The 23,743-nt window shown below is 73.2% G+C and carries 26 protein-coding genes, 3 tRNA genes and 1 pseudogene; 12 read left to right on the top strand and 18 right to left on the bottom strand.

Translation table 11 applies throughout. The annotated features are described in order from the left end of the window. The first annotated feature begins 202 nt into the window (after positions 1-202). Positions 203-508, top strand: a complete 306-nt coding sequence (mihF, locus tag AB0H64_RS24100; protein WP_310711026.1) for an integration host factor, actinobacterial type — start codon at positions 203-205, stop codon at positions 506-508. Between the two features lie 199 nt (positions 509-707). Here mihF and AB0H64_RS24095 read toward each other — a convergent pair whose 3' ends face one another. Both AB0H64_RS24095 and AB0H64_RS24090 read right to left on the bottom strand, forming a co-directional pair. After that, positions 708-1,355 (bottom strand): response regulator transcription factor, encoded by a 648-nt coding sequence (locus AB0H64_RS24095; protein ID WP_355452038.1) that lies wholly within the window; start codon positions 1,353-1,355, stop codon positions 708-710. Next, positions 1,346-2,593, bottom strand: coding sequence for a sensor domain-containing protein (locus AB0H64_RS24090; RefSeq protein ID WP_357628314.1), 1,248 nt, complete (start codon positions 2,591-2,593; stop codon positions 1,346-1,348). Before AB0H64_RS24090 ends, AB0H64_RS24095 begins: the two co-directional genes overlap by 10 nt. Positions 2,594-2,786: 193 nt before the next feature. On the opposite strand from AB0H64_RS24090, the gene AB0H64_RS24085 reads away from it, so the two are divergent. The 3 genes from AB0H64_RS24085 to AB0H64_RS24075 all read left to right on the top strand — a co-directional run bounded on the left by AB0H64_RS24085 (position 2,787) and on the right by AB0H64_RS24075 (position 7,373). Further along, positions 2,787-4,166: an acyltransferase gene (locus tag AB0H64_RS24085; RefSeq protein WP_357628311.1), complete on the top strand. Its 1,380-nt coding sequence runs from the start codon at positions 2,787-2,789 to the stop codon at positions 4,164-4,166. Next, a complete protein-coding gene (locus AB0H64_RS24080; protein WP_357628310.1) occupies positions 4,163-4,657 on the top strand; it encodes an N-acetyltransferase family protein in 495 nt (164 codons plus the stop codon). The genes AB0H64_RS24085 and AB0H64_RS24080 overlap by 4 nt, the downstream gene beginning before the upstream one ends. A 208-nt stretch (positions 4,658-4,865) precedes the next feature. Then, the gene (locus AB0H64_RS24075) at positions 4,866-7,373 is read left to right on the top strand and encodes a DUF3516 domain-containing protein (protein ID WP_357628322.1); all 2,508 of its coding nucleotides are present in this window, start codon (positions 4,866-4,868) and stop codon (positions 7,371-7,373) included. 184 nt (positions 7,374-7,557) lie between these two features. On the opposite strand, the gene AB0H64_RS24070 is transcribed toward AB0H64_RS24075, so the two are convergent. Then, positions 7,558-8,136: a hypothetical protein gene (locus AB0H64_RS24070; protein ID WP_357628307.1), complete on the bottom strand. Its 579-nt coding sequence runs from the start codon at positions 8,134-8,136 to the stop codon at positions 7,558-7,560. A gap of 17 nt (positions 8,137-8,153) precedes the next feature. Here AB0H64_RS24070 and AB0H64_RS24065 point away from each other — a divergent pair, with 17 nt between their 5' ends. Next, complete coding sequence (locus tag AB0H64_RS24065) at positions 8,154-8,648, top strand: DUF2087 domain-containing protein (RefSeq protein WP_357628305.1); 495 nt, start codon at positions 8,154-8,156, stop codon at positions 8,646-8,648. An 8-nt stretch (positions 8,649-8,656) separates the two neighbouring features. On the opposite strand, the gene AB0H64_RS24060 is transcribed toward AB0H64_RS24065, so the two are convergent. Then, positions 8,657-9,394: a DUF4440 domain-containing protein gene (locus AB0H64_RS24060; RefSeq protein ID WP_357628303.1), complete on the bottom strand. Its 738-nt coding sequence runs from the start codon at positions 9,392-9,394 to the stop codon at positions 8,657-8,659. A gap of 120 nt (positions 9,395-9,514) precedes the next feature. Here AB0H64_RS24060 and AB0H64_RS24055 point away from each other — a divergent pair, with 120 nt between their 5' ends. Beyond that, positions 9,515-10,108, top strand: coding sequence for a helix-turn-helix domain-containing protein (locus AB0H64_RS24055; protein ID WP_357628301.1), 594 nt, complete (start codon positions 9,515-9,517; stop codon positions 10,106-10,108). Here the strand turns inward: AB0H64_RS24055 and AB0H64_RS24050 are convergent. Together AB0H64_RS24050 and AB0H64_RS24045 are read right to left on the bottom strand one after the other, a co-directional pair. Next, positions 10,105-10,314, bottom strand: coding sequence for a hypothetical protein (locus AB0H64_RS24050; protein ID WP_357628299.1), 210 nt, complete (start codon positions 10,312-10,314; stop codon positions 10,105-10,107). The genes AB0H64_RS24055 and AB0H64_RS24050 overlap by 4 nt on opposite strands. A gap of 104 nt (positions 10,315-10,418) precedes the next feature. After that, complete coding sequence (locus AB0H64_RS24045; RefSeq protein WP_357628297.1) at positions 10,419-10,889, bottom strand: hypothetical protein; 471 nt, start codon at positions 10,887-10,889, stop codon at positions 10,419-10,421. 155 nt (positions 10,890-11,044) lie between these two features. On the opposite strand from AB0H64_RS24045, the gene AB0H64_RS24040 reads away from it, so the two are divergent. After that, positions 11,045-11,938 (top strand): NAD(P)-dependent oxidoreductase, encoded by an 894-nt coding sequence (locus AB0H64_RS24040; RefSeq protein ID WP_357628295.1) that lies wholly within the window; start codon positions 11,045-11,047, stop codon positions 11,936-11,938. Positions 11,939-11,966: 28 nt separating this feature from the next. Here the strand turns inward: AB0H64_RS24040 and bla are convergent, their stop codons facing one another. The 5 genes from bla to AB0H64_RS24015 form a co-directional block, all read right to left on the bottom strand. Further along, the gene (gene bla / locus AB0H64_RS24035; protein WP_357628293.1) at positions 11,967-12,950 is read right to left on the bottom strand and encodes a class A beta-lactamase; all 984 of its coding nucleotides are present in this window, start codon (positions 12,948-12,950) and stop codon (positions 11,967-11,969) included. A 252-nt stretch (positions 12,951-13,202) separates the two neighbouring features. Beyond that, positions 13,203-13,277, bottom strand: a tRNA-Val gene (locus AB0H64_RS24030). A gap of 1 nt (position 13,278) precedes the next feature. Then, a tRNA-Cys gene (locus AB0H64_RS24025) sits at positions 13,279-13,352 on the bottom strand. 13 nt (positions 13,353-13,365) lie between these two features. Further along, a tRNA-Gly gene (locus tag AB0H64_RS24020) sits at positions 13,366-13,437 on the bottom strand. Between the two features lie 71 nt (positions 13,438-13,508). Next, positions 13,509-14,144: an ACT domain-containing protein gene (locus tag AB0H64_RS24015; RefSeq protein ID WP_357628291.1), complete on the bottom strand. Its 636-nt coding sequence runs from the start codon at positions 14,142-14,144 to the stop codon at positions 13,509-13,511. 83 nt (positions 14,145-14,227) lie between these two features. On the opposite strand from AB0H64_RS24015, the gene dusB reads away from it, so the two are divergent. Then, complete coding sequence (dusB, locus tag AB0H64_RS24010) at positions 14,228-15,337, top strand: tRNA dihydrouridine synthase DusB (RefSeq protein WP_357628288.1); 1,110 nt, start codon at positions 14,228-14,230, stop codon at positions 15,335-15,337. 25 nt (positions 15,338-15,362) lie between these two features. On the opposite strand, the gene AB0H64_RS24005 is transcribed toward dusB, so the two are convergent. Further along, positions 15,363-16,142: a phytanoyl-CoA dioxygenase family protein gene (locus AB0H64_RS24005; RefSeq protein ID WP_357628286.1), complete on the bottom strand. Its 780-nt coding sequence runs from the start codon at positions 16,140-16,142 to the stop codon at positions 15,363-15,365. Between the two features lie 41 nt (positions 16,143-16,183). On the opposite strand from AB0H64_RS24005, the gene AB0H64_RS24000 reads away from it, so the two are divergent. Further along, entirely contained in the window at positions 16,184-17,179 is a 996-nt protein-coding gene (locus tag AB0H64_RS24000) for an AraC family transcriptional regulator (RefSeq protein WP_357628284.1), read from the top strand. Positions 17,180-17,209: 30 nt separating this feature from the next. Beyond that, positions 17,210-17,335, top strand: a complete 126-nt coding sequence (locus tag AB0H64_RS23995) for a hypothetical protein (protein ID WP_357628282.1) — start codon at positions 17,210-17,212, stop codon at positions 17,333-17,335. Between the two features lie 25 nt (positions 17,336-17,360). Here the strand turns inward: AB0H64_RS23995 and AB0H64_RS23990 are convergent, their stop codons facing one another. Beyond that, positions 17,361-17,990, bottom strand: coding sequence for an alpha-ketoglutarate-dependent dioxygenase AlkB (locus AB0H64_RS23990; protein ID WP_357628280.1), 630 nt, complete (start codon positions 17,988-17,990; stop codon positions 17,361-17,363). A 161-nt stretch (positions 17,991-18,151) separates the two neighbouring features. Continuing rightward, positions 18,152-18,307: pseudogene (locus AB0H64_RS23985) on the bottom strand (NADPH:quinone reductase); the annotation flags it as partial. 83 nt (positions 18,308-18,390) lie between these two features. Here AB0H64_RS23985 and AB0H64_RS23980 point away from each other — a divergent pair. Both AB0H64_RS23980 and AB0H64_RS23975 read left to right on the top strand, forming a co-directional pair. Continuing rightward, entirely contained in the window at positions 18,391-19,062 is a 672-nt protein-coding gene (locus tag AB0H64_RS23980; protein ID WP_357628278.1) for a TetR/AcrR family transcriptional regulator, read from the top strand. A gap of 62 nt (positions 19,063-19,124) precedes the next feature. Then, positions 19,125-20,357 (top strand): MFS transporter, encoded by a 1,233-nt coding sequence (locus AB0H64_RS23975; RefSeq protein ID WP_357628320.1) that lies wholly within the window; start codon positions 19,125-19,127, stop codon positions 20,355-20,357. Positions 20,358-20,408: 51 nt separating this feature from the next. Here AB0H64_RS23975 and AB0H64_RS23970 read toward each other — a convergent pair whose 3' ends face one another. The 4 genes from AB0H64_RS23970 to AB0H64_RS23955 all read right to left on the bottom strand — a co-directional run bounded on the left by AB0H64_RS23970 (position 20,409) and on the right by AB0H64_RS23955 (position 23,738). Beyond that, positions 20,409-21,128, bottom strand: a complete 720-nt coding sequence (locus AB0H64_RS23970; protein ID WP_357628276.1) for a CGNR zinc finger domain-containing protein — start codon at positions 21,126-21,128, stop codon at positions 20,409-20,411. A 44-nt stretch (positions 21,129-21,172) separates the two neighbouring features. Continuing rightward, entirely contained in the window at positions 21,173-22,276 is a 1,104-nt protein-coding gene (locus tag AB0H64_RS23965; protein ID WP_357628274.1) for a hypothetical protein, read from the bottom strand. Between the two features lie 5 nt (positions 22,277-22,281). Then, positions 22,282-23,202, bottom strand: coding sequence for a hypothetical protein (locus AB0H64_RS23960; protein ID WP_357628272.1), 921 nt, complete (start codon positions 23,200-23,202; stop codon positions 22,282-22,284). Positions 23,203-23,375: 173 nt separating this feature from the next. Then, a complete protein-coding gene (locus AB0H64_RS23955) occupies positions 23,376-23,738 on the bottom strand; it encodes a DUF2203 domain-containing protein (protein WP_357628269.1) in 363 nt (120 codons plus the stop codon). Between the last annotated feature and the right edge of the window lie 5 nt (positions 23,739-23,743).

Here is a 23,743-nt window from a genome sequence, read left to right as displayed (position 1 = left end):
CCGCCCGCCGGCGGCGGCGACGCGAGCCGGGTCGCGGCGGCGTCCCCGGGGAGGGCGAGGCCCGCCCCAGGGCGGCCGCGCCGGCGTGGCGCACCCCCTGAGCGGACGCTTTCCGCACCAAGAACCGCTGGTATCCGCCATGATTAGCCACTGCACTACGGGTAACAGAACCCCGAACGTTTAACTCCCCGAGGAGACAGAGATGGCACTTCCCACTCTTACCCCCGAGCAGCGCAAGGCGGCTCTGGAGAAGGCGGCCGAGGCCCGCGCGGCGCGTACCGCCCTGCTGGCCAAGGTCAAGGCCGGCGAGATGTCGTTCTCGCAGCTGCTGGAGCGCGACGACGACATCGCCAAGAAGATCAAGGTGTCGCAGGCGCTCCGCGCGGTCAAGGGCGTCGGCCCGGCGAAGGCGACCGCGCTGATGGAGGAGGCGGGCGTCGACGAGAAGCGCCGCCTCGGCGGCCTGGGCGCCCAGCAGCGCAAGAAGCTGGTCGAGGCGCTCGGCTAGAACCCGGGTGTCCGGGTCCTGGAGACCGGGTGGCCGGGTCCGCGCGGGTGTGCCGCGCGGACCGGCCGGCCGCCCGGCCCCGGAACCCCCGGCCAGAGCCGGAACGACCCCGAAGACCAGCCTTGGAACGACCCGGAAGACCAACCCCGAAAAGACAAGACGGACAGCCCCCTGACGCGGGAGCCGGCCCGCGGCGGGGTCAGGAGCGCAGGTAGGTCAGGACGGCGAGGACGCGGCGATGCTGGTCGCTGTCGTCGGCGTAGAGGCCGAGCTTGCTGAAGATGCTCCGGATGTGCTTCTCCACCGCCCCGTCACTGATCACGAGCTGCCTGCCGATGGCGGGGTTGGACCTACCCTCGGCCATGAGCCCCAGCACCTCGCGCTCGCGCGGCGTGAGCTGCGCCAGCGGATCGTTCTTGCGCCTTCGCACCATCAGCTGCGACACCACCTGCGGATCGAACACGGTCCCGCCCCCGGCCACGCGCCGCAGGCCCTCCAGGAACTCGTCCACGTCCACGACCCGGTCCTTCAGCAGGTAGCCGACCGCGCCCCGGGCGTCGGCCAGCAGGTCGTCGGCGTACGAGACCTCCACGTACTGCGACAGGATGAGCACCGGCGCCCCCGGCACCCGCCTGCGGGCCTCGACGGCGGCGCGCAGGCCCTCGTCGGTGAACGACGGCGGCATCCGCACGTCCACGACCGACACGTCCGGCCGGTGCTCGTCCACGGCCGAGACGAGGGCGTCGCCGTCTCCGACGGCCGCCACCACCTCGCAGCCGAACTCCTCCAGCAGCCTGACCAGGCCCTCCCTGATCAGAACCGCGTCATCGGCCACGACTACGCGCACGGCACCTCCGCCACGATCACTGTCGGCCCGCCGTCGGGCGAGTCGACCGTCAGCTCCCCGTCGACCGCGCGGAGCCGGTCGGCGAGCCCGGCGAGACCGTGTCCCTTGGCGACGTGTGCGCCGCCGACACCATCATCCCCGATCGTCAGCATGAGGAAGTTCCCGGTCCGGGAAAGCTGGATGGTGCAGAGGGTCGCGCGGCTGTGCTTGGCGATGTTCGTCAGGGACTCGGCGACGACGAAGTAGATCGCGTTCTCCACGGCCGCCTGGAAGCGCCCGACGATCTGCACGTCCAGCTCGACGGGCACCGTGCAGCGGCCGGCCAGGGCGGCGAGCGCGGGCGCGAGTCCGCGGTCCGACAGGATGGGCGGCGCGATGCCACGCGACAGGGCGCGCAGCTCGTCGAGCGTCTCGCGGGTGGCGGAGATCGCGGAGGTGATCGTGGCCTGCGCCGCCTCCGGGTCCTTGGCCAACTGCCGCTGCGCCCGGGACAGCTCCATGGCCAGCGAGACGAGGCGCTGCTGGGGGCCGTCGTGGATGTCGCGCTCCAGCTTGCGCAGGGCGTTCGCCTCGGCGGAGACGGCGGCGGCGCGGCCCTCGGCGAGGTCGTCGATGCGCTCCTGGAGCTGGGCGACGCCCGTCAGCAGCCCTCGGCCGAGCGCGGAGCGCAGCAGCGCGGCGGCGCGCACCGTGAACGGCATGAGCACCAGCCCCAGCAGGCCGAGCGACACGTAGAAGATCGAGTTGACGCCGTAGCCGTCGCCGAGACCGAGCAGCTCGGGCAGCTCCACGTTGCCCGGGATGCGGGAGGTCGCGATGCCGTAGACGGGGTAGAGCAGGCCGGTGAGCGGCACCGCCCAGAACACCACGGTGAGCACGAACGCGATGATCGCCATCGGCAGGTTCAGGACGCCGTGGAGCAGGTCGAGCCACGACTGGCCGCTGGTCAGGGGGTTGATCAGCCGGCGGAACCGGCCGGCGCCCTCGGGGGCGGGCCGGTAGCGGGGGCGTACGGGCGGACGGCCCAGGACATCGGACAGCCAGCCGCGCTCGGCGTCGGCGAAGCCCCTCGCGACCATGAGCGTGCCGGCCAGGAGCGGCACCCCGACCCACACGACCGCGGTGCCGACCCCGGCGGCGAACCCGGCGACCAGGAGCGCGAAGCCGATGACCGTCGTGGGGAAGCCCACGAGCGTGTAGCGCGTGTCGAGCAGGACACGCCTGATGAGGGAGCGCATGGCGCAACGCTATGCCGGAGTCGTCGCGGTTTCGACCCGGTGCGCAGGCATGCCGGGGTAGGGCAGGCCCTACCCCGGCGGGTGGTGCGGTCTCGACCCGGAGTCGGTGGCCCACGGCAATGTGCCGGCGCGGCCCGGCCGGGAGCCTGGGTTCATCTCCTTCCCGATCTCCCCCCGATGAATCGAGGCCCCCATGACCGTGCTCCTCGACCGCCCGGCGCCGCCCGGAGGCGACGTCGCGGCCGGCCCGCCGCGCGTCGCCAGGGACCCGTTCATCGACGTGCTGCGCGTCGCGGGCATCGCGCTGGTGGTGTTCCAGCACTGGACGATCCCGGTGCTCGCCTTCGACGGGACGACTCTGACGACCGGCAACGCGCTGGAGACGCCCGGGGTGTGGGTGGTCACGTGGCTCAGCCAGGTGATGCCGCTGGTGTTCTTCGCCGGCGGAGCCGCCAACGCGATCAGCTTCCGCCGCGCCCGGCACGACGCGCCGCGCTGGCTGGCCACGCGGCTGCGGCGGCTCGCCTGGCCGCTGCTGCCGCTGGCCGCCGTGTGGATCCCGCTCCCCCACGCGCTGGCGGCGCTCGGCGTGCCGACCCAGCCGCTGGAGACGGGCACGCGGCTGACCGGCCAGCTCCTGTGGTTCCTCGCGGTGTATCTGATCGCGGTGACGGCCACGCCGCTGATGGCCCGCCTGCACGACCGGTACGGCGGCCGGGTCCCCGTGGCGCTGGCCGCCGGTGCGGTCCTGACGGACGTGGCCCGCTTCTCCACGGGCGTGGACGCGCTGGGCTACCTCAACATCGTGTGCGTCTGGCTGGCGGTCCACCAGCTCGGCCTCCTGTACGCGGAGGGGCGGATCACCCGGCCGGGCGTCATGGCGGCGGGCGGGTTCGGCGCCGCGGCGCTGCTGGTGTGGGCCGGGCCGTACCCGGGCAGCATGATCGGCCTGCCCGGCGCCGAGATGTCGAACATGGCGCCCCCGACGCTGGCGATGCTGGCCGTGGCGTTCGGCCAGGTGGGGCTGGCCCTGCTGCTGCGCGGGCGGATCCTGCGGCTGCCGCTGCGCGGGCTGCTCACGTGGGCGGGGCCGCGGGTCATGACGGTGTACCTGTGGCACATGCCGGCGCTGTTCACGGTCACCGGCGTCGCCGTGGTGGGGCTGGGGCTGGACACGCCGGCGCCGGGCAGCGCGGGATGGTTCGCCGGGTGGCCGCTGTGGTTCGGCGCGCTGTGCCTGGTGATGTGGCCGCTGCTGAAGGTGTTCGCCCGGTTCGAGGAGCCGCCCGCGCTGCCGTACCGGCCGAGCGGATGGCCGGGGGTGCTGGTCGCGGCGGCGCTGGTCGGCGCCGGTCTGCTGACGCTCACGGTGGCGGGGTTCGCCCCGGGGGCCGCGCCGGTGCCGGCGGTGGCGTCGGTCATCGGCGGGCTGCTGCTGACGACGTCGCGGCGGCCGAGGACCTCGACGCGCCGCGCAGCACGGGGCCGGAGGCGGACGAGACCTGCCGGCGCGGGCAGTGAGCTGCCGGAAACACGCCTGTCATACGCGGGTCGCCACAATGGCATGACATGACGACACCACGACCGCTGTCCGAGGCCGACCTGCCGGCCGTCGCTGACATCTACGCCCACTACGTCGACAGAACCGTGGCCACCTTCGACGAGACGCCCCCCGGCGTCGAGGACTGGCGGGGCAAGGCGGCCGCCATCACGGGGGCAGGGCTGCCGTTCCTGGTGACGGAGGAGGACGGCGAGGTGACCGGGTTCGCCTACGCCGGTCCGTTCCGTCCCAAGCCGGCCTACCGGCACACGGTCGAGGACACCATCTACCTGGCGCCCGGGGCGACGGGACGCGGGCTGGGGCGGCTGCTGCTGGGCGAGCTGATCGAGCGGGCCGCCCGCGCGCAGGCGCGGCAGATGGTGGCGGTGATCGCCGACAGCGGCGACCCGGCCTCGCTGCGGCTGCACACGGCGTTCGGCTTCGAGCAGGCGGGGCGGCTGCGGGGCGTCGGCTTCAAGCACGACCGCTGGATCGACACGATCCTCCTCCAACGCACCCTGTGAACAGAACCGCCCCGGAACACCAGGGTTTCCGGACGGGCGGTTCGGAGCACCGGGGATTCCGCCTCCTCCCCCGCCCACACCACAACCGACCGCACGCATCGGGCGGGCGGTTCGGAACACCAGGGATTCCACCTCCTCCCCCGCCCACACCACAACCGACCGCACGCATCGGGCGGGCGGTTCGGAGCACCGGGGTTTCTTCGGCAGGATAGGGACCGTGAGCCTTCTCATCGACCGCCTTCCCGAAGAGATCGACGCCGACCCCGACGCGATCTTCGACGCCTTCGTCTCCTGGAACTCCGAACGGGGGCTCACGCTCTATCCCGCCCAGGAGGAGGCGCTCATCGAGGTCGTCTCCGGCAGCAACCTGATCCTGGCCACCCCCACGGGCTCCGGCAAGAGCCTGGTCGCGGCCGGCGCGCACTTCGCGGCGCTGACGCGGGACATCCGCACGTTCTACACCGCGCCGATCAAGGCGCTGGTGTCGGAGAAGTTCTTCGACCTGTGCGCCGTCTTCGGCACCGAGAACGTCGGCATGATGACCGGCGACGCCAGCGTCAACCCGGGCGCCCCCATCATCTGCTGCACCGCCGAGATCCTCGCCAACGTCGCGCTGCGTGACGGGGCGGCGGCCGACATCGGCCAGGTCGTCATGGATGAGTTCCACTTCTACGCCGAGCCCGACCGCGGCTGGGCCTGGCAGGTGCCGCTGCTGGAGCTGCCGCACGTGCAGTTCGTGCTGATGTCGGCCACGCTGGGCGACGTCTCGATGTTCGAGCGCGACCTGACCCGGCGCACCGGCCGGCCGACCTCCGTGGTCAAGCACGCCGAGCGGCCGGTCCCGCTGGTCTACTCGTACCGGATGACGCCGCTGCACGAGACGCTGGAGGAGATGCTCTCGACCGGGCAGGCCCCCGTGTACGTCGTGCACTTCACGCAGGCCGCCGCGATGGAGCGGGCGCAGGCGCTGATGTCGATCAACATGGCGACGAAGGCCGAGAAGGAGGCCATCGCCGCCATGATCGGCGGTTTCCGGTTCACCACGCGCTTCGGCCGGGCGCTGTCGCGGCTCGTGCGCCACGGCATCGGCGTCCACCACGCCGGGATGCTGCCCAAGTACCGCCGCCTGGTCGAGCGGCTGGCCCAGGCGGGCCTGCTGAAGGTCATCTGCGGCACCGACACGCTCGGTGTGGGCGTCAACGTGCCGATCCGCACCGTGCTGTTCACCGCGCTGTCCAAGTACGACGGCAACAAGGTGCGTCGCCTGCGGGCCCGCGAGTTCCACCAGATCGCCGGCCGGGCCGGCCGGGCCGGGTTCGACACCATCGGCTACGTGGCCTGCCAGGCGCCCGAGCACGACATCGAGAACGCCAAGGCCCTGGCCAAGATCGGCGACGACCCGAAGCGGCGGCGCGGCTACGCCCGCAAGAAGCCGCCGGAGGGGTTCGTCGGCTGGAGCGAGGAGACGTTCGAGAAGCTGCAGACGGCCGAGCCGGAGCCGCTGGCCTCACGCTTCAAGGTGAGCAACGCGATGCTGCTGGCCGTCATCAACCGGCCCGGCGACTGCTTCCAGGCGATGAAGCACCTGCTGACCGACAATCACGAGGACCGCAAGTGGCAGCGGCGGCACATCAGCCAGACCATCGCCATCTACCGGTCGCTGCTCGCGGGCGGCATCGTCGAGCAGCTCGGTGAGCCCGACGACCAGGGCCGCCGGGCCCGGCTGACGATCGACCTGCAGGAGGACTTCGCGCTCAACCAGGCGCTGTCCACCTTCGCGCTGGCCGCCTTCGACCTGCTCGACCAGGAGTCGCCGGGCTACGCCCTCGACATGGTCTCCATCGTCGAGTCCATCCTGGACGATCCGCGCCAGATCCTGTCCGCCCAGCTCAAGAAGGCCAGGGGCGAGGCGGTCGCGCAGATGAAGGCCGACGGCATGGAGTACGAGGAGCGCATGGAGGCGCTGGCCGAGGTCATGTACCCGATGCCGCTGGAGGACCTGCTGCTCGGGGCGTACGAGACGTACCGGCGGGGCCACCCGTGGGTGGGCGACTACACGGTCAGCCCCAAGTCGGTGGTGCGCGACATGTACGAGCGGGCGATGACGTTCGGCGAGTACATCCAGTTCTACGAGCTGGCCCGCTCGGAGGGCACGGTGCTGCGCTACCTGGCCGACGCCTACCGGACGCTGTCGCGCACCGTTCCCGAGCATCTGAAGACCGAGGACCTGGTGGACCTCATCGAGTGGCTGGGCGAGCTGGTCAGGCAGGTCGACTCGTCACTGATCGACGAGTGGGAGAAGCTGGCCAACCCCGCCGAGGCGCTGGAGGCGCACCAGCAGCTGGAGACCAGGGTCCGGCCGGTCACGGCCAACACGCGGGCGTTCCGGGTGCTGGTGCGCAACGCGATGTTCCGGCTGGTGGAGCTGTGCGCGCTGGAGAAGGACGCGGAGCTGGAGGAGCTGGCTCCGGACGTCGACTGGGGCGCGGCGCTGGACGCCTACTACGACGAGCACGAGGAGATCCTCACCGACGCCGACGCGCGCGGGCCGGCGCTGCTGCGCATCGAGGAGGAGAGCGGGCTGTGGAAGGTCCGCCAGACGGTCAAGGACCCGGCGGGCGACGGCGACTGGGGCATCGACGCCCAGGTCGACCTGGCGGCCTCCGACGAGGAGGGCCGGGCGGTACTGCACGTCATCGGCCTCAACCGGCTCTGATCCCGTGCTGGAAGCGCTTGGAGCCCGGCGGCCCCCGGGCCGACGCCGGGCTCGACGTCCCCCGTCGTGGCAGGACGACGGGGGAGAGAGTCGTGTGCCGGAACGGACTGGCAACGGCGTTCCGGCACACGCCTGTTCCCCAATCTTCGCGGGGAAAGGTTCTTGATGGGGTCATGGCAATGTCTCAAGATCGGGACATTTCGCACCTCGCGATGCGGCAGATCTTGATGAGCATCCGCTGGGCGTCCCTGGTCTGCTCCCGGTAGTCCGCCTTGGCGGGCTTGCCCCACTCCCCCGCCCGCGTGTAGAGCAGGAGGGCGTTGGCGCGGCGGGCCACCACGGCGCGCTCGCCGCCGATGGCCGGCTTGCCGCCCTGGTAGCTCTGGCCGGAGACGGTCGCGGCCTCGTCGCCGAGTGCCAGCGGCGCGACGGCGTACCGGTAGCCGGCGGTGCGGCAGCCCGCGGCGGCGGCGCGCAGGTCCTTCATGGCCTTGCGGGCCGCGGTCTCGGAGGCGTAGAGGACGACCTGCTCGGACTTGGAGTAGTCGGGGACGGCCGTGTAGACCACGGTCCTGGCGGCCACCCGCCCGGCCTGGCCCAGCTTGGGGCGTTCGCACGGGGCCACCACCAGCGGGGCGGTCCTCCTGCCGCTCACGCTCCAGCTCGTCTCCGGGTCGTCGTCCTTGACCGAGGCGGCCTTGTCGTACAGCAGGAACCCGTTCGGGACGGACACGGCGGCGGCTAACACGAGACTGATCAGCATGGTTCAAAATAGTACGGATGAGTGACGAGGACATCAGAAGAGTTCTGGGCCTGCTGTCGCAGGAGGACACGCTGCGCGCGTTCGCCTCGCTGGTGCTCGGTGTGGGCGGCGAGCAGCCGCCGAAGGCGCTCGACCGGCTGGCCGGCGGCGGCCTGGCCGCGCTCGGCGAGGACGGGACGTGGCGGGCGGTCCCCGAGCGGTTCCGCGAGCTGCTGCGGGAGCTCGCGGAGCCGGCCGCCGCGCTCAGCGAGGAGGAGCGCCTGCTGCGCACGTTCCTGGTGGACGGCCGGCTGCGCACGATGCCGATGAAGCGGGAGAAGCGGCTGGTGGTGCTGCGCTACATCGCGCGGCTGTTCGAGCCGGGCGTGCGTTACGAGGAGAAGGACGTGAACGTGACGCTGCGCGCCTTCCACGACGACTACGCGGCGCTGCGCCGCTACCTGGTGGACGAGGCCCTGCTGTCGCGGGAGGGCAACGTCTACTGGCGCAGCGGCGGCCCCGTGGAGGTCTAGGACGGCGGTTACGGCTCGATCGGCAGGCCCGCACCGGCCCAGTCCTCGATGCCCTCCGCGTAGAGGCGCACGTCGCCGTACCCGAGCTTCTCCAGGTCGCCCACGAGGCCGGGACCTCGCGTGCAGGCGGTGTCGGTCGAGTAGACGACGATCGCGGCGGTGCGGTCCGGCAGCACCTTGGCCGCCTCCCGCTCGACGGTCTCCGCGGTGAGGTTCAGGGCTCCGGGCAGGTGCCGGCGCAGGTAGGCGGGCTCCGGGAGCGCGTCGACCACGGTGACGGCTCCGGCGCCGATCGCGGCCCGCAGGTCGTCCCGTGAGATCGTCCGCCGCTCCCCCGGCCGGCGGGGGTCGCGGGCGAAGGGCGGCGGCTGGTCCGGCGCCTGGAGCGGGCCGCTGAGCTGGAGGTGGACGATCTCCCAGCCGTCCTGCCGGTTCACGGCGACCAGCGTGAGCCGGAACGAGCCGCTGCTGTCGCGGCCCCTGGCGGTGGTGCGCTGCTCCTGGACGCCGACCACGATCGCGGTGTCGCCGTAGAGGCGCACCTGCGGCTCCAGGACGGCGAGGTGATGGTTCGTCAGGCCGCCGCCCCGGTGGCGGCCTGTCCATTGCTGCCTCGTGAGCGTGAACCCGACCGGGCCGATGCCGGCGAAGTCGGGGCCCAGGAGCCGCTCAAGGGCCGCGCTGTCGCCGTGGAGCTCGGCCTCGGCCCAGCGGTCGACGAGGTGGCGGATCTGCTGCTCGGTCATCGGCGCATCCGTCCGTTCATGAGAGAGAGAAACGGGGGAAATTTCCCCATTTACCGTCGCACAAGATGGCGCCCAGTACAAGTGGGGAATTCTCCCCCATTTACGGCTATGCTCTCGGGCATGGACGGGATGCGGGCCGACGCGCGGCGCAATCTGCGGCGGATCATGACCGCCGCCCGCGACATGGTCGCCGAGCAGGGCCCCGACGCGCCGCTCGACGAGATCGCCCGCCGCGCGGGAGTGGGCAGCGCGACGCTGTACCGCCGCTTCCCCGACCGTGACGCGCTGCTGCGCGCGGTCGCCCTGGACGCGCTGACCGCGACCGCGACCGCGGCCCGCACCGCGGCCGAGCAGGAGCGCGACCCGTTCGAGGCGCTGGCCCACTACCTCCGCGAGGCCCTCGACCTGCGGGTCTCGGCGGTGCTCCCCGCGCTGCAGGACGTGGTGGACCTGCGCGGCGACCCCGTGCTGTCACCGGCGCGCGAGGAGTCCGCCCGTCTCGTACGGGAGCTGGTCGATGCCGCCCGGGCGGCCGGCTCGCTGCCCGGGGACGTCACCTTCATGGACGTGGTCACGATGCTGGCCCGGATCGCCCGGCCCCTGCCGGGAACGCTCACCCCGGAAGCGGAGCACGAGCTCGCCCGCCGCCACCTGGACGTGTACATCCGGGGGCTCCGCGCCCTGGCGGACGCGCCCGCGAGCCAGTACGGCTAGGACTCGCGGATGTTGCGGGTCCAGGCGTCGATCTCCGCCTTCCAGGCGGCGTCGTCCTCCGACCGGCCGGGCACCCCGGGCAGGGTCTGCCAGGGCAGGGGTCCGCCCTCGCGCCGGTACTCCACGCCGATAGCGTCCAGCCTGGGCAGGTGCGCCGCCAGCCGCTCGCGGAAGTCCGGCAGGTCCCGCCCGGCCGGGCTCCACACGGTCTGAGGCGGCCAGGCACCGGGGGCACACCTGCCGTACCTCCTCGGCCGCTCCCCCGGTGCCCCTGCCCCGCGCCCCGAAACGACGGACCGGACCCCCGCTTTCAGTTGGCCAGGCGGCCCACGGTCCTGCCCCCGTCCGTGGGCGCGGCCAGGCAGTAGACGGTCCTGTCCCGGGGCCAGTCGAGCTCGGCCGGGGCGAGCCCGGCCAGGCCCATCTCCTTGTGCTCGGCCAACACCCGCCGCATGCGCGGCGCGCACCCGTTCTCCATCTGCCGGGCCATGTCCTCCCCCGGCCACTCCCCGGCGGTCAGCACGTACGTCGCGACGAACTCCGCGGAGTGCGGGACGCCGCAGGGGACGACCGTGACCATGGTGTCCACCGGCATCGGCTCCAGGCAGTCGCCGGGCCGCATGTCGGTGGCGCGCCACAGCTCCGCCCCCGGAACGCCCGGCGAGGAGGACGAGACGGGGCCGGCCCCGGGAGTGGGGACGGACTCGCCCGCGCCGGGGACGCCGGAGCAGGCGGCGAGCGTGGCGACCAGGCAGACGGCCGCCAGGAACGTACGGATCATGGGGTGAGACGATGACAGCCGGAGATCACCGTCGCATCGCGGGAACAACGCGACACCGGCACCAAGGGCAGGCCGGTGGCGGCCCCTCGCGGTGATCGTCCGCGCCATCGGATACGGTCGAATGACCCCCACACCGGCAGCAGGAGGTCCCCGTCATGGCCGACGCCATCACCGTGAGCGTTCTCGGCACCGGGATCATGGGAGCCGCCATGGCCCGCAACCTCGCCCGGGCGGGTCACCGCGTCCGCGTGTGGAACCGGACGCGAGCCAAGGCCGAGCCCCTTGCCGCCGGCGGGGCGTACGTCGCGGGCACGCCGGCCGAGGCGGTGGAGGGCGCCGACGTCGTCGTGACCGTGCTGTACGACGGCGCGGCCACGCTGGACACGATGCGCCAGGCCGCCCCGTCCCTGCGTCCCGGGGCGGCCTGGGCGCAGTCGACGACCGCGGGGATCGAGGCGCTCGGCGAGCTGGCCGCCTTCGCCCGCGAGCACGGGCTGGTCTTCTACGACGCCCCCTTGCTCGGCACCAGGCAGCCCGCCGAGGCGGGACAACTCGTGGTCCTGGCGGCGGGTCCCACCGAGTCGCGTGACGCGGTGGCGCCCGTCTTCGACGCCGTCGGCAGCCGTACGATCTGGACCGGCGAGGATGGCGCGGAGGCGAGCGCCACCCGCCTCAAGCTGGTGATCAACAGCTGGGTGCTCACTGTCACGCACGGCACGGCCGAGGCGCTGGCCCTGGCCAAGGGCCTCGGCGTGAACCCGCGGGGCCTGCTGGACGCGGTCGAGGGCGGCCCGCTGGACATGGGCTATCTGCGGGCCAAGGCCGCGCTCATCCTGGGCGGCGACCTGAGCTCGCCCAGCTTCGCGGTCGCCACGGCGGTGAAGGACGCCGGCCTGATCGTCCAGGCGGGCGAGCGGGCCGGGGTCCGGCTGGACGTGGCCGCGGCGGGCGCCGAACGCTTCCGCCGGGCCGACGCCCAGGGCCATGGCGGCGAGGACATGGCCGCCTCCTACTACGCCAGCTTCGACGACGACGCCCGGGCCTGCTGACCCCCGGACCCGGAGAGCCTGTCCGCGGTCACGGCATCCTGCCCAGCGCGCGCGCCAGCACGGTCGCGGTCTTGGCGATCACGCTGTTGTCCATCACGGCGGCCGGGTCGGTGCGGTTGGTGTAGACGGCGATGATCAGCGGCGCGCCCGAGGTCGGCCAGACGACGGCGATGTCGCTGCCGGGCGCGTACGCTCCGGCGCCGCCTCCGGTCTTGTCGCCGACGGTCCAGTCCTTGGGCAGCCCGGCGCGGATGCGCTCCGGTCCGGTGACGCTGGCGCGCAGCCAGCCGTTCAGCCGTTCCTTGTCCTGGGGGGCCAGGGCGCCGCCCAGGGTGATCTTCTGGAGGTTGCGCGCCATCAGGGCGGGCAGGATGGTGTCCCGCTTCTCGCCCGGCTTCCAGTTGTTGAGCTCCGGCTCCCAGCGGTCCAGCCGCCCGATCGGGTCGCCCAGGGACCGGTAGTACCGCGTCAGACCCGAGGGGCCGCCGATCTGCTTGAGCAGCAGGTTCCCGGCCGTGTTGTCGCTCTCGGTGATGGCCGCGTGGCACAGCCGCTCCACCGTCATGCCGTTCTTGACGTTCTTCTCCAGACCGGTGATCGGGGAGTCGACGACCACGTCGTCCCGCGTCCAGTGGAGGGTCCGGTCCAGCAGGCCCGGGTCGGCGGTGCGCGCCTTGTTCAGGATCGCGCCGCACACGAACGCCTTGAAGGTGGACCGGCTGGGGAATCGCTCGTGCGCCCGGTAGGCGAGAGTCTTGCCGGTGCCCGTGTCGATCGCGAACGCGCCGATGCGCCCCTGGTAGGAGGTCTCCAGCGCGCGCAGTTCCTTACGGAAGCCGTCCCGCACCCCCGTGACGCCGGCCTGCGCGGTGGTCCCGGTGAACGCCACCCGGACGTCGGCCGTCGCCGGCGCCGCGCTCCAGGCGGCTCCGGCGAACGCCGTGGAGATCGCCAGTACGGACGCCCCCAGCTTCGTCCGGAATCTCCTGGTGGTGTGGTGGACATGCCGCATGCGAACTCTCCCCGTTCTCGTTCCGCTCTTCGTGCCGTTGTTCGTGCGGGGAAGAGCAGACCAGAGGCCGCACCGTGATGTCCAATAGCGATATGTCCGGCCGATCGATATGTATTTCGATATCCATCGAGGCGAAGCCCCTTGAGGCCATCTGGCCGGGCGCTCGGGCCGCTATCCCGCCGGCATCGGGACGACAGAAAGCCCCAGTCTCGGCGGGTGCCGTGAGCTGGGGCTTCGTCATGCTGGTCAGCGTGGTGGACGATACTGGGATTGAACCAGTGACCTCTTCCGTGTCAGGGAAGCGCTCTCCCGCTGAGCTAATCGTCCTTGGAGGTGGAGACGGGATTTGAACCCGTGTGGACGGCTTTGCAGGCCGCTGCCTCGCCTCTCGGCCACTCCACCGAGGCGAACTCCGAGCGGAAGACGGGATTCGAACCCGCGACCCTCACCTTGGCAAGGTGATGCTCTACCACTGAGCCACTTCCGCGTTGCCCGACTACTCTAGCGGGTTTTTCGAGTGGATGCTCACTCCACGCGCTCCGGCGAGCGGCGGGGCGGCTACTTGCGGAGCTGCCGCGCCACGCTGCGCTCCGTGGCGGGGAGGCTGAGGAAGATCTCCAGGATGCGGGTGAGCCGGTGGACCTCGATGCGGTGGAACGCCGGCCCGTCGGAGCGGGCGAGCAGGAGGGTGAGCGCGAGCGGCGGCAGCGGGGCGTGGATGACGTGCAGGCCGCCCTCCAGCGTGGCGGCCGCCGGCCGGGGCGGCACGATCTCCGGCAGCGGCACCTTCTGCGGCGCCCGCCAGCTCGCGTACAGGACGCCGTGCTCGGCGGCCGTGGCCGCCCAGTCGGCGCTGAACAGCACGGGCAGCGAGTCGACGAGGGTGGTCAGGGCCCGGTCGCCGGCCGTGGTGATGTACTTGAGGATCTCCAGCTCGGGGTAGGTGCCGGGCGCCTCGCGGGTGGTCCACAGGCCCTCGACCGTCACGCCGTCGATGCTCTCCAGGCTCTTGCGCAGGGCGTCCTTCGGCGTGTCCTCGGGGCAGAACACGGTGATGTCGTCGACGGCCTGGCCCGCGCCCCTGTCGAGGACGGTGACCTGGGTGATGTCGGCCCCGGCCGCGCCGAGCACCCGGGTGACCTCGGCGAGCGCCCCCGGACGGTCAGGAAGCGCGATGCGGACGCGAAGGAGCATTCGTCCCCTCCCCTGCGAAGATGCCGGTTCCCAGCCTATCGGCGAATACCGGTCATGGTCCGACCTGCGCTACAAATGTCCAGGTGAAGATTGGGGCGATAGGAGTGTGGCCGCCCGTCGTGCTGGCGCCGATGGCGGGCATCACGAACGCGCCGTTCCGGGTGCTCTGCCGCGAGCAGGGCGCCGGGCTGTTCGTGTGCGAGATGATCACCACGCGGGCGCTCGTCGAGCGCAACCCCAAGACACTCCGGATGATCAGGTTCGCGGAGTCGGAGTCTCCGCGCAGCATCCAGCTGTACGGCGTCGACCCCGAGACGGTGGGCCGGGCGGTCAAGATGATCGCAGAGGAGGACCTGGCCGACCACGTCGACCTGAACTTCGGCTGCCCCGTGCCCAAGGTGACCCGGCGCGGCGGCGGGTCGGCCCTGCCGTACAAGCGCAACCTGCTGCGGCGCATCCTGCGCGCGGCCGTCGCGAACGCGGGGTCCCTGCCCGTGACGATGAAGATGCGCAAGGGCATCGACGACGACCACCTGACGTACCTCGACGCCGGCCGCATCGCGGTCGAGGAGGGGGTCGCGGCGATCGCTCTGCACGCGCGCACGGCCAGGCAGCACTACGGCGGCGTGGCCGACTGGGAGGCGATCGCCCGGCTGAAGGAGGCGGTCCCCGAGATCCCGGTGCTGGGCAACGGCGACATCTGGTGCGCCGACGACGCGCTGCGCATGGTGGCCGAGACGGGATGTGACGGCGTGGTCGTGGGGCGCGGCTGCCTGGGGCGGCCTTGGCTGTTCCGGGACCTGGCGAACGCGTTCGACGGCGATCCGGCGCGAGTGCGGCCGAACCTCGGCGAGGTGGCGGCCATGATGGCCCGCCACGCCGAGGGCCTGGTGGAGTGCTTCGACCTCGAGCGGTACGCCGTGGCCGACTTCCGCAAGCACGTCGGCTGGTACCTCAAGGGCTTCACGGTCGGCGCCGAGCTGCGGCGGGAGCTGGCCACGGCCGAGTCGCTCGACCAGCTCAGGGACGGGCTGGCCAGGCTGGAGCAGGATCAGCCGTGGCCGCCCAACACCGACACCCCGCGCGGCAAGTCGGGCGAGCGGACCAAGGTGCAGCTGCCGGACGGCTGGCTGGACGACCCGTGGGACTGCGTCGTGCCCGACGACGCCGAGTCGGACATCTCCGGCGGCTGACGACGCTGCCGATCTCCGCCGACGGTCAGTGGGGGCCGGTGACGTCCGTGCCGCAGGGGCCGCCGCCGGCCGCCGGCTCCAGCGTGACGGGCTCGCCGGACATGGTCAGCGTCGGGTAGTGGACGGAGATCCGCTCGGCGGAGCGGCCGGCGTAGTGGCAGATGAGGCTGCGCCTGAACCGGTCGGCCGTGGTGTTCGGCCCGGACCCGTGGACCAGGCTGCCGTTGAAGAAGAGCACGTCCCCGGCCTCCATGTCGACCGGCACGGGTTCCAGGCCGGGCGGCGGCGGGACGTACTCCCGGGTGAAGGACACGTCCAGATCGGCCTCCTCGGGGCAGAACAGGTCCATCCTGTGCGTGCCGGGCACCACCTCCAGGCCGCCGTTCGCCCGGTCGATGCGGTCGAGGGCGATCCAGGCGGCCACGCAGGTGCCGGGCTCCACCTGGAGGTAGAAGTTGTCCTGGTGCAGCGCCTGCCCGCGCGCCCCGGGCGGCTTGAAGTAGAACATGCTCTGGGCTGCTATCGGCTCCTCCCCCAGCAGCTCGCGCAGGATCGCCGCGATCCGCGGGTCGAGGAGCCGGCGCAGGGCCAGGCCGTTCACCTGGTGGGGGTGCATGACGCGCGGGTAGTCGCGCAGGATGTCGTACGGTCGGCCGGGCTCCTGCGGCTGTGGCTGGAAATGTCCCGGTATGGGGCCACCGGCGTGCAGCTCCATGAACGTGTCGCGCAGCTCGGCGGCCTCGGCGGGGGTGAGGAGTCCGGGCACGACGGCGTACCCCTGGTCGTGGAAGGCGGTGAGCGTCATGCTTCTCACGCTAGGAAGCCGGCTCCTCGAAAGGTATGCCCGTGACCGCTGACGACATGTCCGTTCCTGCCGCGGAGATGGTCATCGTGGGCCACTTCGACCGGGCGCCCGGGTACGCGACTCGCCGGCCGGCCGGGTCGCCGAGCTGGCTGGTGATGTGGACGCAGGCGGGGGCGGGGCTGGTGGAGCAGGGCGGCGCGTCGTTCACGGCCGGGCCGGGCGATCTGGTGGTGCTGGCGGCGGGCGCGGCGCAGCACTACCGGGTGGCGCCGGGGGCGGAGCGGTGGCGGTTCTGGTGGGCGCACTTCCAGCCGCGCCCGTCGTGGCGGGGGTGGCTGGGGCCGTACGCGCGGGCGGCGGGGTGCCATCTGGTGGCGGGGGTGCCCGGGGCGCTGCACGAGCGGCTCGACCAGGCGTTCCGGCGGGCGCTGCGAGACTCCCGCTGGCTCCCCCCGGCCGGTACCGCCTCGGCGACCGCTTCCACGGCGCTGGAGCCCCTCGATACGGCGGCCGGGGTCGCGGTGGCCGGGGTGGCTGTGGCGGGGACGGCTGGGGCGGGGACGGCCGGGGCAGAGGCGGCTGTGGCGGGGTCGGCGGCGGCGCGGGAGCTGGTGCTCGGCGCGGTCGAGGAGGTGCTGGTCCTGGCCACCGCCTCCACCCGCCACCCCGGCGAGGAGAGCGGCGACGGGAGGGGCGGCGACCCCAGGGTGGGCCGCGCGCTCGCACTGATCGCCGCCGAGCCGGGCGCCCCGCACTCGGTCGCCTCGCTGGCCCGCGCCGTCGCACTGTCGCCCTCGCGCTTCGCCCACCTCTTCACCTCCGAGACGGGCACGCCGCCGATGCGGGCCGTCCGGCAGGCCCGGGTACGGCACGCGGCCCGGCTGCTGGAGGCCACCGACATGGACGTCGGCCAGGTCGCGGCGGCCTCCGGCTTCGTCAGCCCGTTCCACTTCAGCCGGGCGTTCCGGCAGGAGTACGGTCTGCCGCCCCGCGCGTACCGGCTGAGCCGGCAGGTCCCGCACCCGGCGGGCGGTTGAACGGGGGCGCCCCGGTGCCGATTCGCCAAGGTGTCGCCGTGGTTCGACGCGTCGATCCCGGTCCGCTCGGACGACGCGACGAAGGTGTCCTGCACCCTGACGTTCGCCGGGTCGGGGCTCGTCAGCAGGGTGACCACCGCCAAGGTCTCCATCTGAGCCGACGAACGCCGCAGACGCCCGGTCAGCGGACCCCGCGCGGCCTGAACTGGACGCTGATGCGCGGTCCCGTGGGCCGGGTGGTCTTCGGCACGGCGTGCTCCCAGGTGCGCTGGCAGCTTCCGCCCATCACGATGAGGTCGCCGTGGCCCAGGTCGTGGCGGATGGACTGCCCGCCGCCGCGCGGGCGCAGCAGCAGGGGCCGTGGCGTGCCGACCGAGATGATGGCGACCATGGTGTCCTCGGTGCCGCCCCGGCCGATGGTGTCGCCGTGCCAGGCCACGCTGTCGCGGCCGTCACGGTAGTAGCAGAGCCCCGCCGTGCGGAACGGCTCGCCGAGCTCCTCCCCGTAGTGGGCGTTGAGCTCCCGCAGCGCGTCGTCGAGCACCGGGTCGGGCAGCCGCTCGCCCTCGTCGTAGAACTTCAGCAGCCGCGGGACGTCGACCACCTTGTCGTACATCCGCCGCCGCTCTCCCCGCCACGGCACGCGCTCCGCCAGCCGCTCGAACAGCGTGTCCGCGCCCGACAGCCAGCCCGGCCGCACATCGATCCACGCGCCGTGGTCGAGCCGCGTCCGGCGCACCGTGGAGCCGAGCGGGCCGACGGCGACGTCCTCGTCCAGCCCCAGCAGGGACGCCTGGAAAACACCCCTCATACCGCCGAGTGTATGCCCATCTTCAAACACCCATTCGACTCACCCCGGGTCCGGTGGGTCCGCACGGCACGCAGCCCGCGCAGACCCACCGGACATCCACCGGACATCCACCGTGCCTCCAACCGGGCATCCACCGGAAGGGACGGCAGCGCACCCGCCGCCGGGCCGCCACCGGCGCGCACCTGCGTCTCGACGAACGTGACACCGGCGTACTCGACGGCCACGAGCACCTGCCCGGGCCCCGGCACGGGATCCGGCACCTCCTGGACGCGGAGCACCTCCGGCCCGCCGAACCGATCCATCACGACAGCACGCACAGATATCTCCCAAGCCGGAGCATAACGCTCCGTTTGCTGTATAACGGAGCGGTATGCTCCGCAAGCGCGTATGATCGGGGCCCATGACGGGACCCACGCGCCGCGCCCCCCGCCAGGCCGAGGCTGAACGCAACGACCGGGCGCTGCTCCGGGCCGCCCGGGAGGTGCTGGCGGCCGACGGCGCGCACGCCTCGGTGGCGGCGATCGCCGCGCGTGCGGGCGTCGGCATCGGGAGCCTCTACCGCCGCTACCGGACGAAGGAGGAGCTGTTCCAGCGGCTGGCCGCGCTGTCCCTCGACAGCACGATCGAGGCCGGCGAGCGCGGCCTCGACGCGCCGGACCCGTGGGAGGGGCTGGCGGGGTTCGTCACCGCCTGCGCCGAGTTCGGCCAGGGATCGCTCGGGCCGATCGCCGGCACCATCGAGGTGACGGAGGAGATGCAGGCCAAGGTGGGCCGCTCCGACGAGCTCATGACCGCGCTCGTGGCCCGCGCCCACGAGGCCGGAGTCCTCAGACCGGACGTCACCGCCGTGGACGTCTCCCTGCTGATCGAGCAGCTCGGCCGCTCCCCCGTACTCGACCAGCTCCGCGTGCGGGGCCGCGACGACCTGGTCGAAGCGGCCGTGAACGCGCGGGCGCGCCTCGTCGCCATCGCCGTCGACGGCCTGCGCGCCACCCACACCCGGCCGCTCCCCGGCCACGCGCCCACTCCCCGCCTCTTCACCGAACGCTGGGTCCACGACACGGACGGCTGACCGCCCCCCTTCCCGGCATCGCAGGCCCACCCTGTAACGTCTCTTTGGTGATAGCCCGTTACATGTTCGGCGCGATTACGGCCCGAACCGGAGACGAGATGTCCGGTCCCGCCCTGCTCGTCGCCGGGCTCGCCCTGACCGGGTCGCCGGTGGTCGCGTCGTGGCTGCTGGCCGGGCTCACCGCGTCGGCCGCGATCGGCGGACCGCTGCTCGGGGTGCTGCTCGACCGAGCCTTACGCCCGGGCAGGATGCTCGCCGGCTGCCTGCTCGGCTACACCGGGGGCCTGCTGGCCGTGCTGCTCGGCCTGGGCCGTGTGCCCGACGCCGCGCTGATCGCGGTGGCCGTGCTCGCGGGCGTGCTCGGGCCCGCCCTGACCGGCGGCTGGACCGCCCAGCTCCCCCTCCTGGTCCCGGCGGGACGCCTGGAGCGGGCCAGCGCGCTCGACGCGATCAGCTACAACGCCGCGGGGCTGGCCGGCCCGGCGGCGGTGGCGGGGATCGCGGCGGCGTGGGGCGGGCAGAGCGCGGTGGTGGTGTCCCTGACGCTCATGATGGCGGCGGCCCCGATCGCGTACCGGCTGCCCGGCCGTTCGGACCGCGGTGGGGACCTGGCGGCCGGTGCGGACTCCGTGGGGCGTGGGGACGGGAAGGGCATCTGGCGGGAGCTGGCCGCCGGTTTCACGGCGATCGGCCGGAACGCGCCTCTCCGCCGGGCGACCGTGACCTCGATGGTCTCCTACGCCGGCGTGCCGATGTTCGTGGTCGGGGCGCCGCTGCTCGGGGGCGCGCTGGCGGGCGGGGCGGCGTACGGGGCGCTGCTGCTGGCCGTGACCGCCGGGGGCGCGCTGGCCACCAACGCCGTGCTGGCCCGGCGGCGGAGCACGTCGCCCTCCCCCGACATGATCCTGGTCTGCGCGACACTGCTCCTCGGCGCGGCGCTCGCGCTCGCCGCCGTCGCGCCGCACCTGGCGGCGGCGCGGCCCGGGCCGTTCACGGGGGCGTTCGGGGTGGCGGTGCTCGCCGCGGCGCTCGCGGGCGTGGCGGAGGGGCCGCAGCTCACGGCCTTGCTGTCGGTACGGCACCGCGAGGCGCCGGCGGAGCAGCGGGGCCAGATCTTCACCACGGGCGCCAGCCTCAAGATCACATCTTTCGCGGCGGGGTCCACGGTGGCGGGCCCGCTGGTGGGGCACGACGTGGGCACGGCCCTGCTGGTAGGGGCGGGGCTCCAGGTGGCGGCCGTGGGCGGGTACGCGCTGCTGTCACGCGCGTCCCGCCTCTCCGGCCCTCGACCGTGACAGGCGGCCCCCGGCCCGTCACCGCCCGACCGGAACAGCGGACCGGGATGGTCAGGCGCGGGAGCGGTGGGCGGCGACGCGTTCGCGGGTGGCGCAGCGGGCGCTGCAGTAGCGGCGAGGACTGCCGCCCCCCAGGTCCAGGTACGGCCGGCGGCAGCCGGGTGAGGCGCACAGCCCGCCGGGCACCCTCTGGTGCTCGGCCAGCAGGACCGCCAGAGCCATCGCCGACGACGCCAGGAACCACTCCGCCCACGGCGCGTCGTCGCGGCTGTCCACGTGGACGTGCCACGGGCTCGTGCCGCCGTGGCTGGTGAGCCGGGGCGGCCGGGCGGTGCCGGCCAGCAGCCGGTTGAGCAGCCCGGCGGCCTCGTCCGGGCCGGGCGCGGCGAGCACCTCCACCAGCCGCTCGGCCGCCTCCCGCATCGCGGCGACGTCGTCCTCGCCGAGGTACGGGCTCATCGCCGCCCCCGGGCTCGCCGGCTGGGCGGGCACGTCCCCGCCCACCGGCAGCTCACCGCCCGCCGGCCCGTCACCGCCCGCGCGCAGGTCTTCGCCCGCCGGTCCGGGACGGGCGCCGTGGACGGGGACGACCGTCTCGCCGTGGGCCCGCAGGACCGCCGCCACCGACTCGACGGACGGCCCGGCACCCGCCCTGACGGACGGCCCGACGGAGGGCCCTGCGGACGGCCCCCCGGGCGGGCCCGCGTACAGCAGGACCGCGCACAGGTCGACCGCCCGCGCCGCCATCGCCTTGGTGGAGTGAACCTTCACGCCCGCAGCGTACGCCCCAGCCCCCACCGCGCCGCCCTCCTTCGTCACCCGCCGCAGGCGGCGAAGACGAACGTGTCCTTCAGCATCGTGTACGTGTCCCTGATCGTCACCTTGCCCGTGCCGGAGTCGATCTGCGCGATCGTCACCGACGTCGGCTTGGTGTCGTGGTACCGCATCAGGTGCACCGTGACCTGCGACGGCCCCGTCCAGTCGACCATCTCGGGATCTCCGGCGGGCAGCTTCACCTTCAGCCGTGCCGTCACCTGGTCGTTCACCATGTCGTACAGCGCCAGCAGCTGCTTGGAGCCGCGCACGACGGCCGCCACCGTGCGCCCGTCGCCGGACAGCGCCTGCGGGCCGTTCGACGCGACGAGCTGCGGCGGCGTGACGCGGGCCAGCTCCTGCCCCGCGTCGCTGTAGGCGACCAGGACCTGCGTCCCCTCGTCGTCCTCCGTCCCGGCGAGCACCTCGCCGCCGTCGGCGCTGAAGCCCTTCAGCTCGTCCGCCGCCGGGATCGTGCCGATCCGATCACCGGTCTCGGTGTCGAAGATCCGGGTGTCCCGCGGCTTGTCGGTGGTGATGGACACGGCGAGCCTGGAGCCGTCGTCCGAGAGCTGGAGCGCCGTCTCCGCCTGGCCGACCTTCGGCAGCGCGTTCTCCGCCAGCAGCCTGACGCCACCCCCGAGGGTCCGCACGGCGAGGCGGCCGCTCTTGGTGTAGTACGCGATCCGCCGGCCGTTGCCGCTGACGGCGACCGGCGCGGCGACGCCCTCCACCGGCCTGCCCTTGGCGTCACGCGCGATCGTCTGGGCGTCGGGCAGCGCACCCCGCGCGCCGCTGTGCATCACGACGCGCCACCCGCCGCACGGCCGCGGGCCGTCGTCCTTCTTCCGGCAGCCCTTGATCGAGACGTACCGGACGCTGTCCTCCCCGTGGGCCAGGTGGGCGTGCGGGGGCTCCTGCCGCGACTCCCATGCGGCCGCGAGCCCGGCCTGCGCGGTAGCGGGCGCGGCCTGAGCGGGCGCGGCCTGAGCGGGCGCGGCCAGGACAGCGGCCAGTCCCAGGGCGAGCGCCGCGGCCCCCGCCGTGGCGCGCGTTCCCCTGCCGCCCTCGGGCGTCGTGCGCCCCGTGGCGTTCCTGTCGCTCATCTCCGTCACTCTCCCGCCGCGTAGTAGGCGTATCGGCTCTTGCCGATGGTGTACGTGTCGTTCTGCCGGACCGTGCCCGTCTCGGGGTCGGCGGTGAGCACCCGTACCACCGCCGGCCTGCCGTCGTCGCCGGCCGTAACCGTCAGGACGAGCCGCCCGTCGGCCGTCCATCGGGCCAGGTACGGCGAGGCGGACGGCTTGAGCGCCAGCTTCACCGTCTCGTGCAGCTCGCCGCTCTCCAGGTCGTAGATCCGCAGCCGCGGCGGCCGCTTCCGGGCCTCGTCGCCGTCGATCAGCACCGCGACGGTCCTGCCGTCGGCGGCCAGGGCGAGGACACTGGCGTTGGCCACCACCTGCGGCGGCGTCCGCTTGACGGAGGTGCCGTCGAGCCGGTGGGCGACGAGCGTGGTGGTGTTGTCGCCGGCGTCGCGGCGGGCCAGCACCTCGTCGCCGTCGCCGCTGAAGCCGAGGAGGTCGTCGGAGGCGGGCAGCTCGGCGACCTTCCCGGTGGCGACCGTGACGATCTTGCCGGGCCGGCGGGCCGGGTCGTCGGTGTGGCTCACCAGGAGCCGGTCGCCGGCCGGTGAGAGGGCGAGCCACACGTCGTCGGTGCCGGTCCCCTGGGGGACGAGCGAGCGGGGCAGCTCCGTGACAGGGCCGCCGCTCGCCCGCCGTACGACGAGGCGGTGGTCGCGGGCGCGCTCGTAGGCGATGACGCGGCCGTCCCCGCTGACCGCGAAGCGGCCCTCGTCGGAGAGCGTCCGGCCGTTGGCGGTGGTCCGGTGGGTGGCGGCGTCGCGGACGGTGAGCGTGCGGCCGTCGCCCATGAGCAGCCGCCAGTGGCCGCAGGCGCGGGTGTCGCCGCTCTTCGGGTTCTCGCAGGACGGGATCCACGCCGCCCGCGCCGCCGGAGAGGCAGAGGTCACGGTGGCGGCTTGCGCTGGGAGCGGCGCCAGTGCCGCCCCTCCGATGACCGCCGCGGCCAGTAATGCGGCGGATGCTGAAATGTGCCCCATGTCGGTGTTCCTTCCGTTCACCGGGTTAGATACCGGCACGGGGACTGGGGTTGGTCACAGCTCGGCCACGACCGCGGACGCCGCTACGCCAGCGGCCGCCGCCCGGCGAAGCCGAGGTCCGTGCGGTGGTACCAGCCGAGCGCCGTCTCCCCCTCGATCCAGCACAGCCGTACCGACACGCCGTCGAGCACGGCCGGGAAGTCGAGCAGCACCGGCGCGATGCCCTTGATCTCCAGGCCCTGGCCGGCCCAGCCGCTCAGGATCTCCTCGATGCGCGCCTCCAGCGCCTTGAGCTCGGGAATCCCGCCGAGGGCCGACGACCCGGAGGTGCGCCGGTCATGGGCGAGCTCGGTCATGTCGGCGCGGGCGGCGACGAGCGCGCCGGCCTCCTCGATGATCGCCGGGAGCAGTTCGCGTGCCTCGCCGGGTGTGAAGATCCTGTCCATGACGG

Origin of the sequence: Nonomuraea sp. NPDC050733 (assembly GCF_040654215.1) — a bacterium.
In the GTDB taxonomy this organism is placed as follows: Bacteria; Actinomycetota; Actinomycetes; order Streptosporangiales; family Streptosporangiaceae; genus Nonomuraea.
The sequence above is the reverse complement of the archived record's forward strand: the minus strand, read 5'-3'. Positions and strand labels throughout refer to the sequence as shown.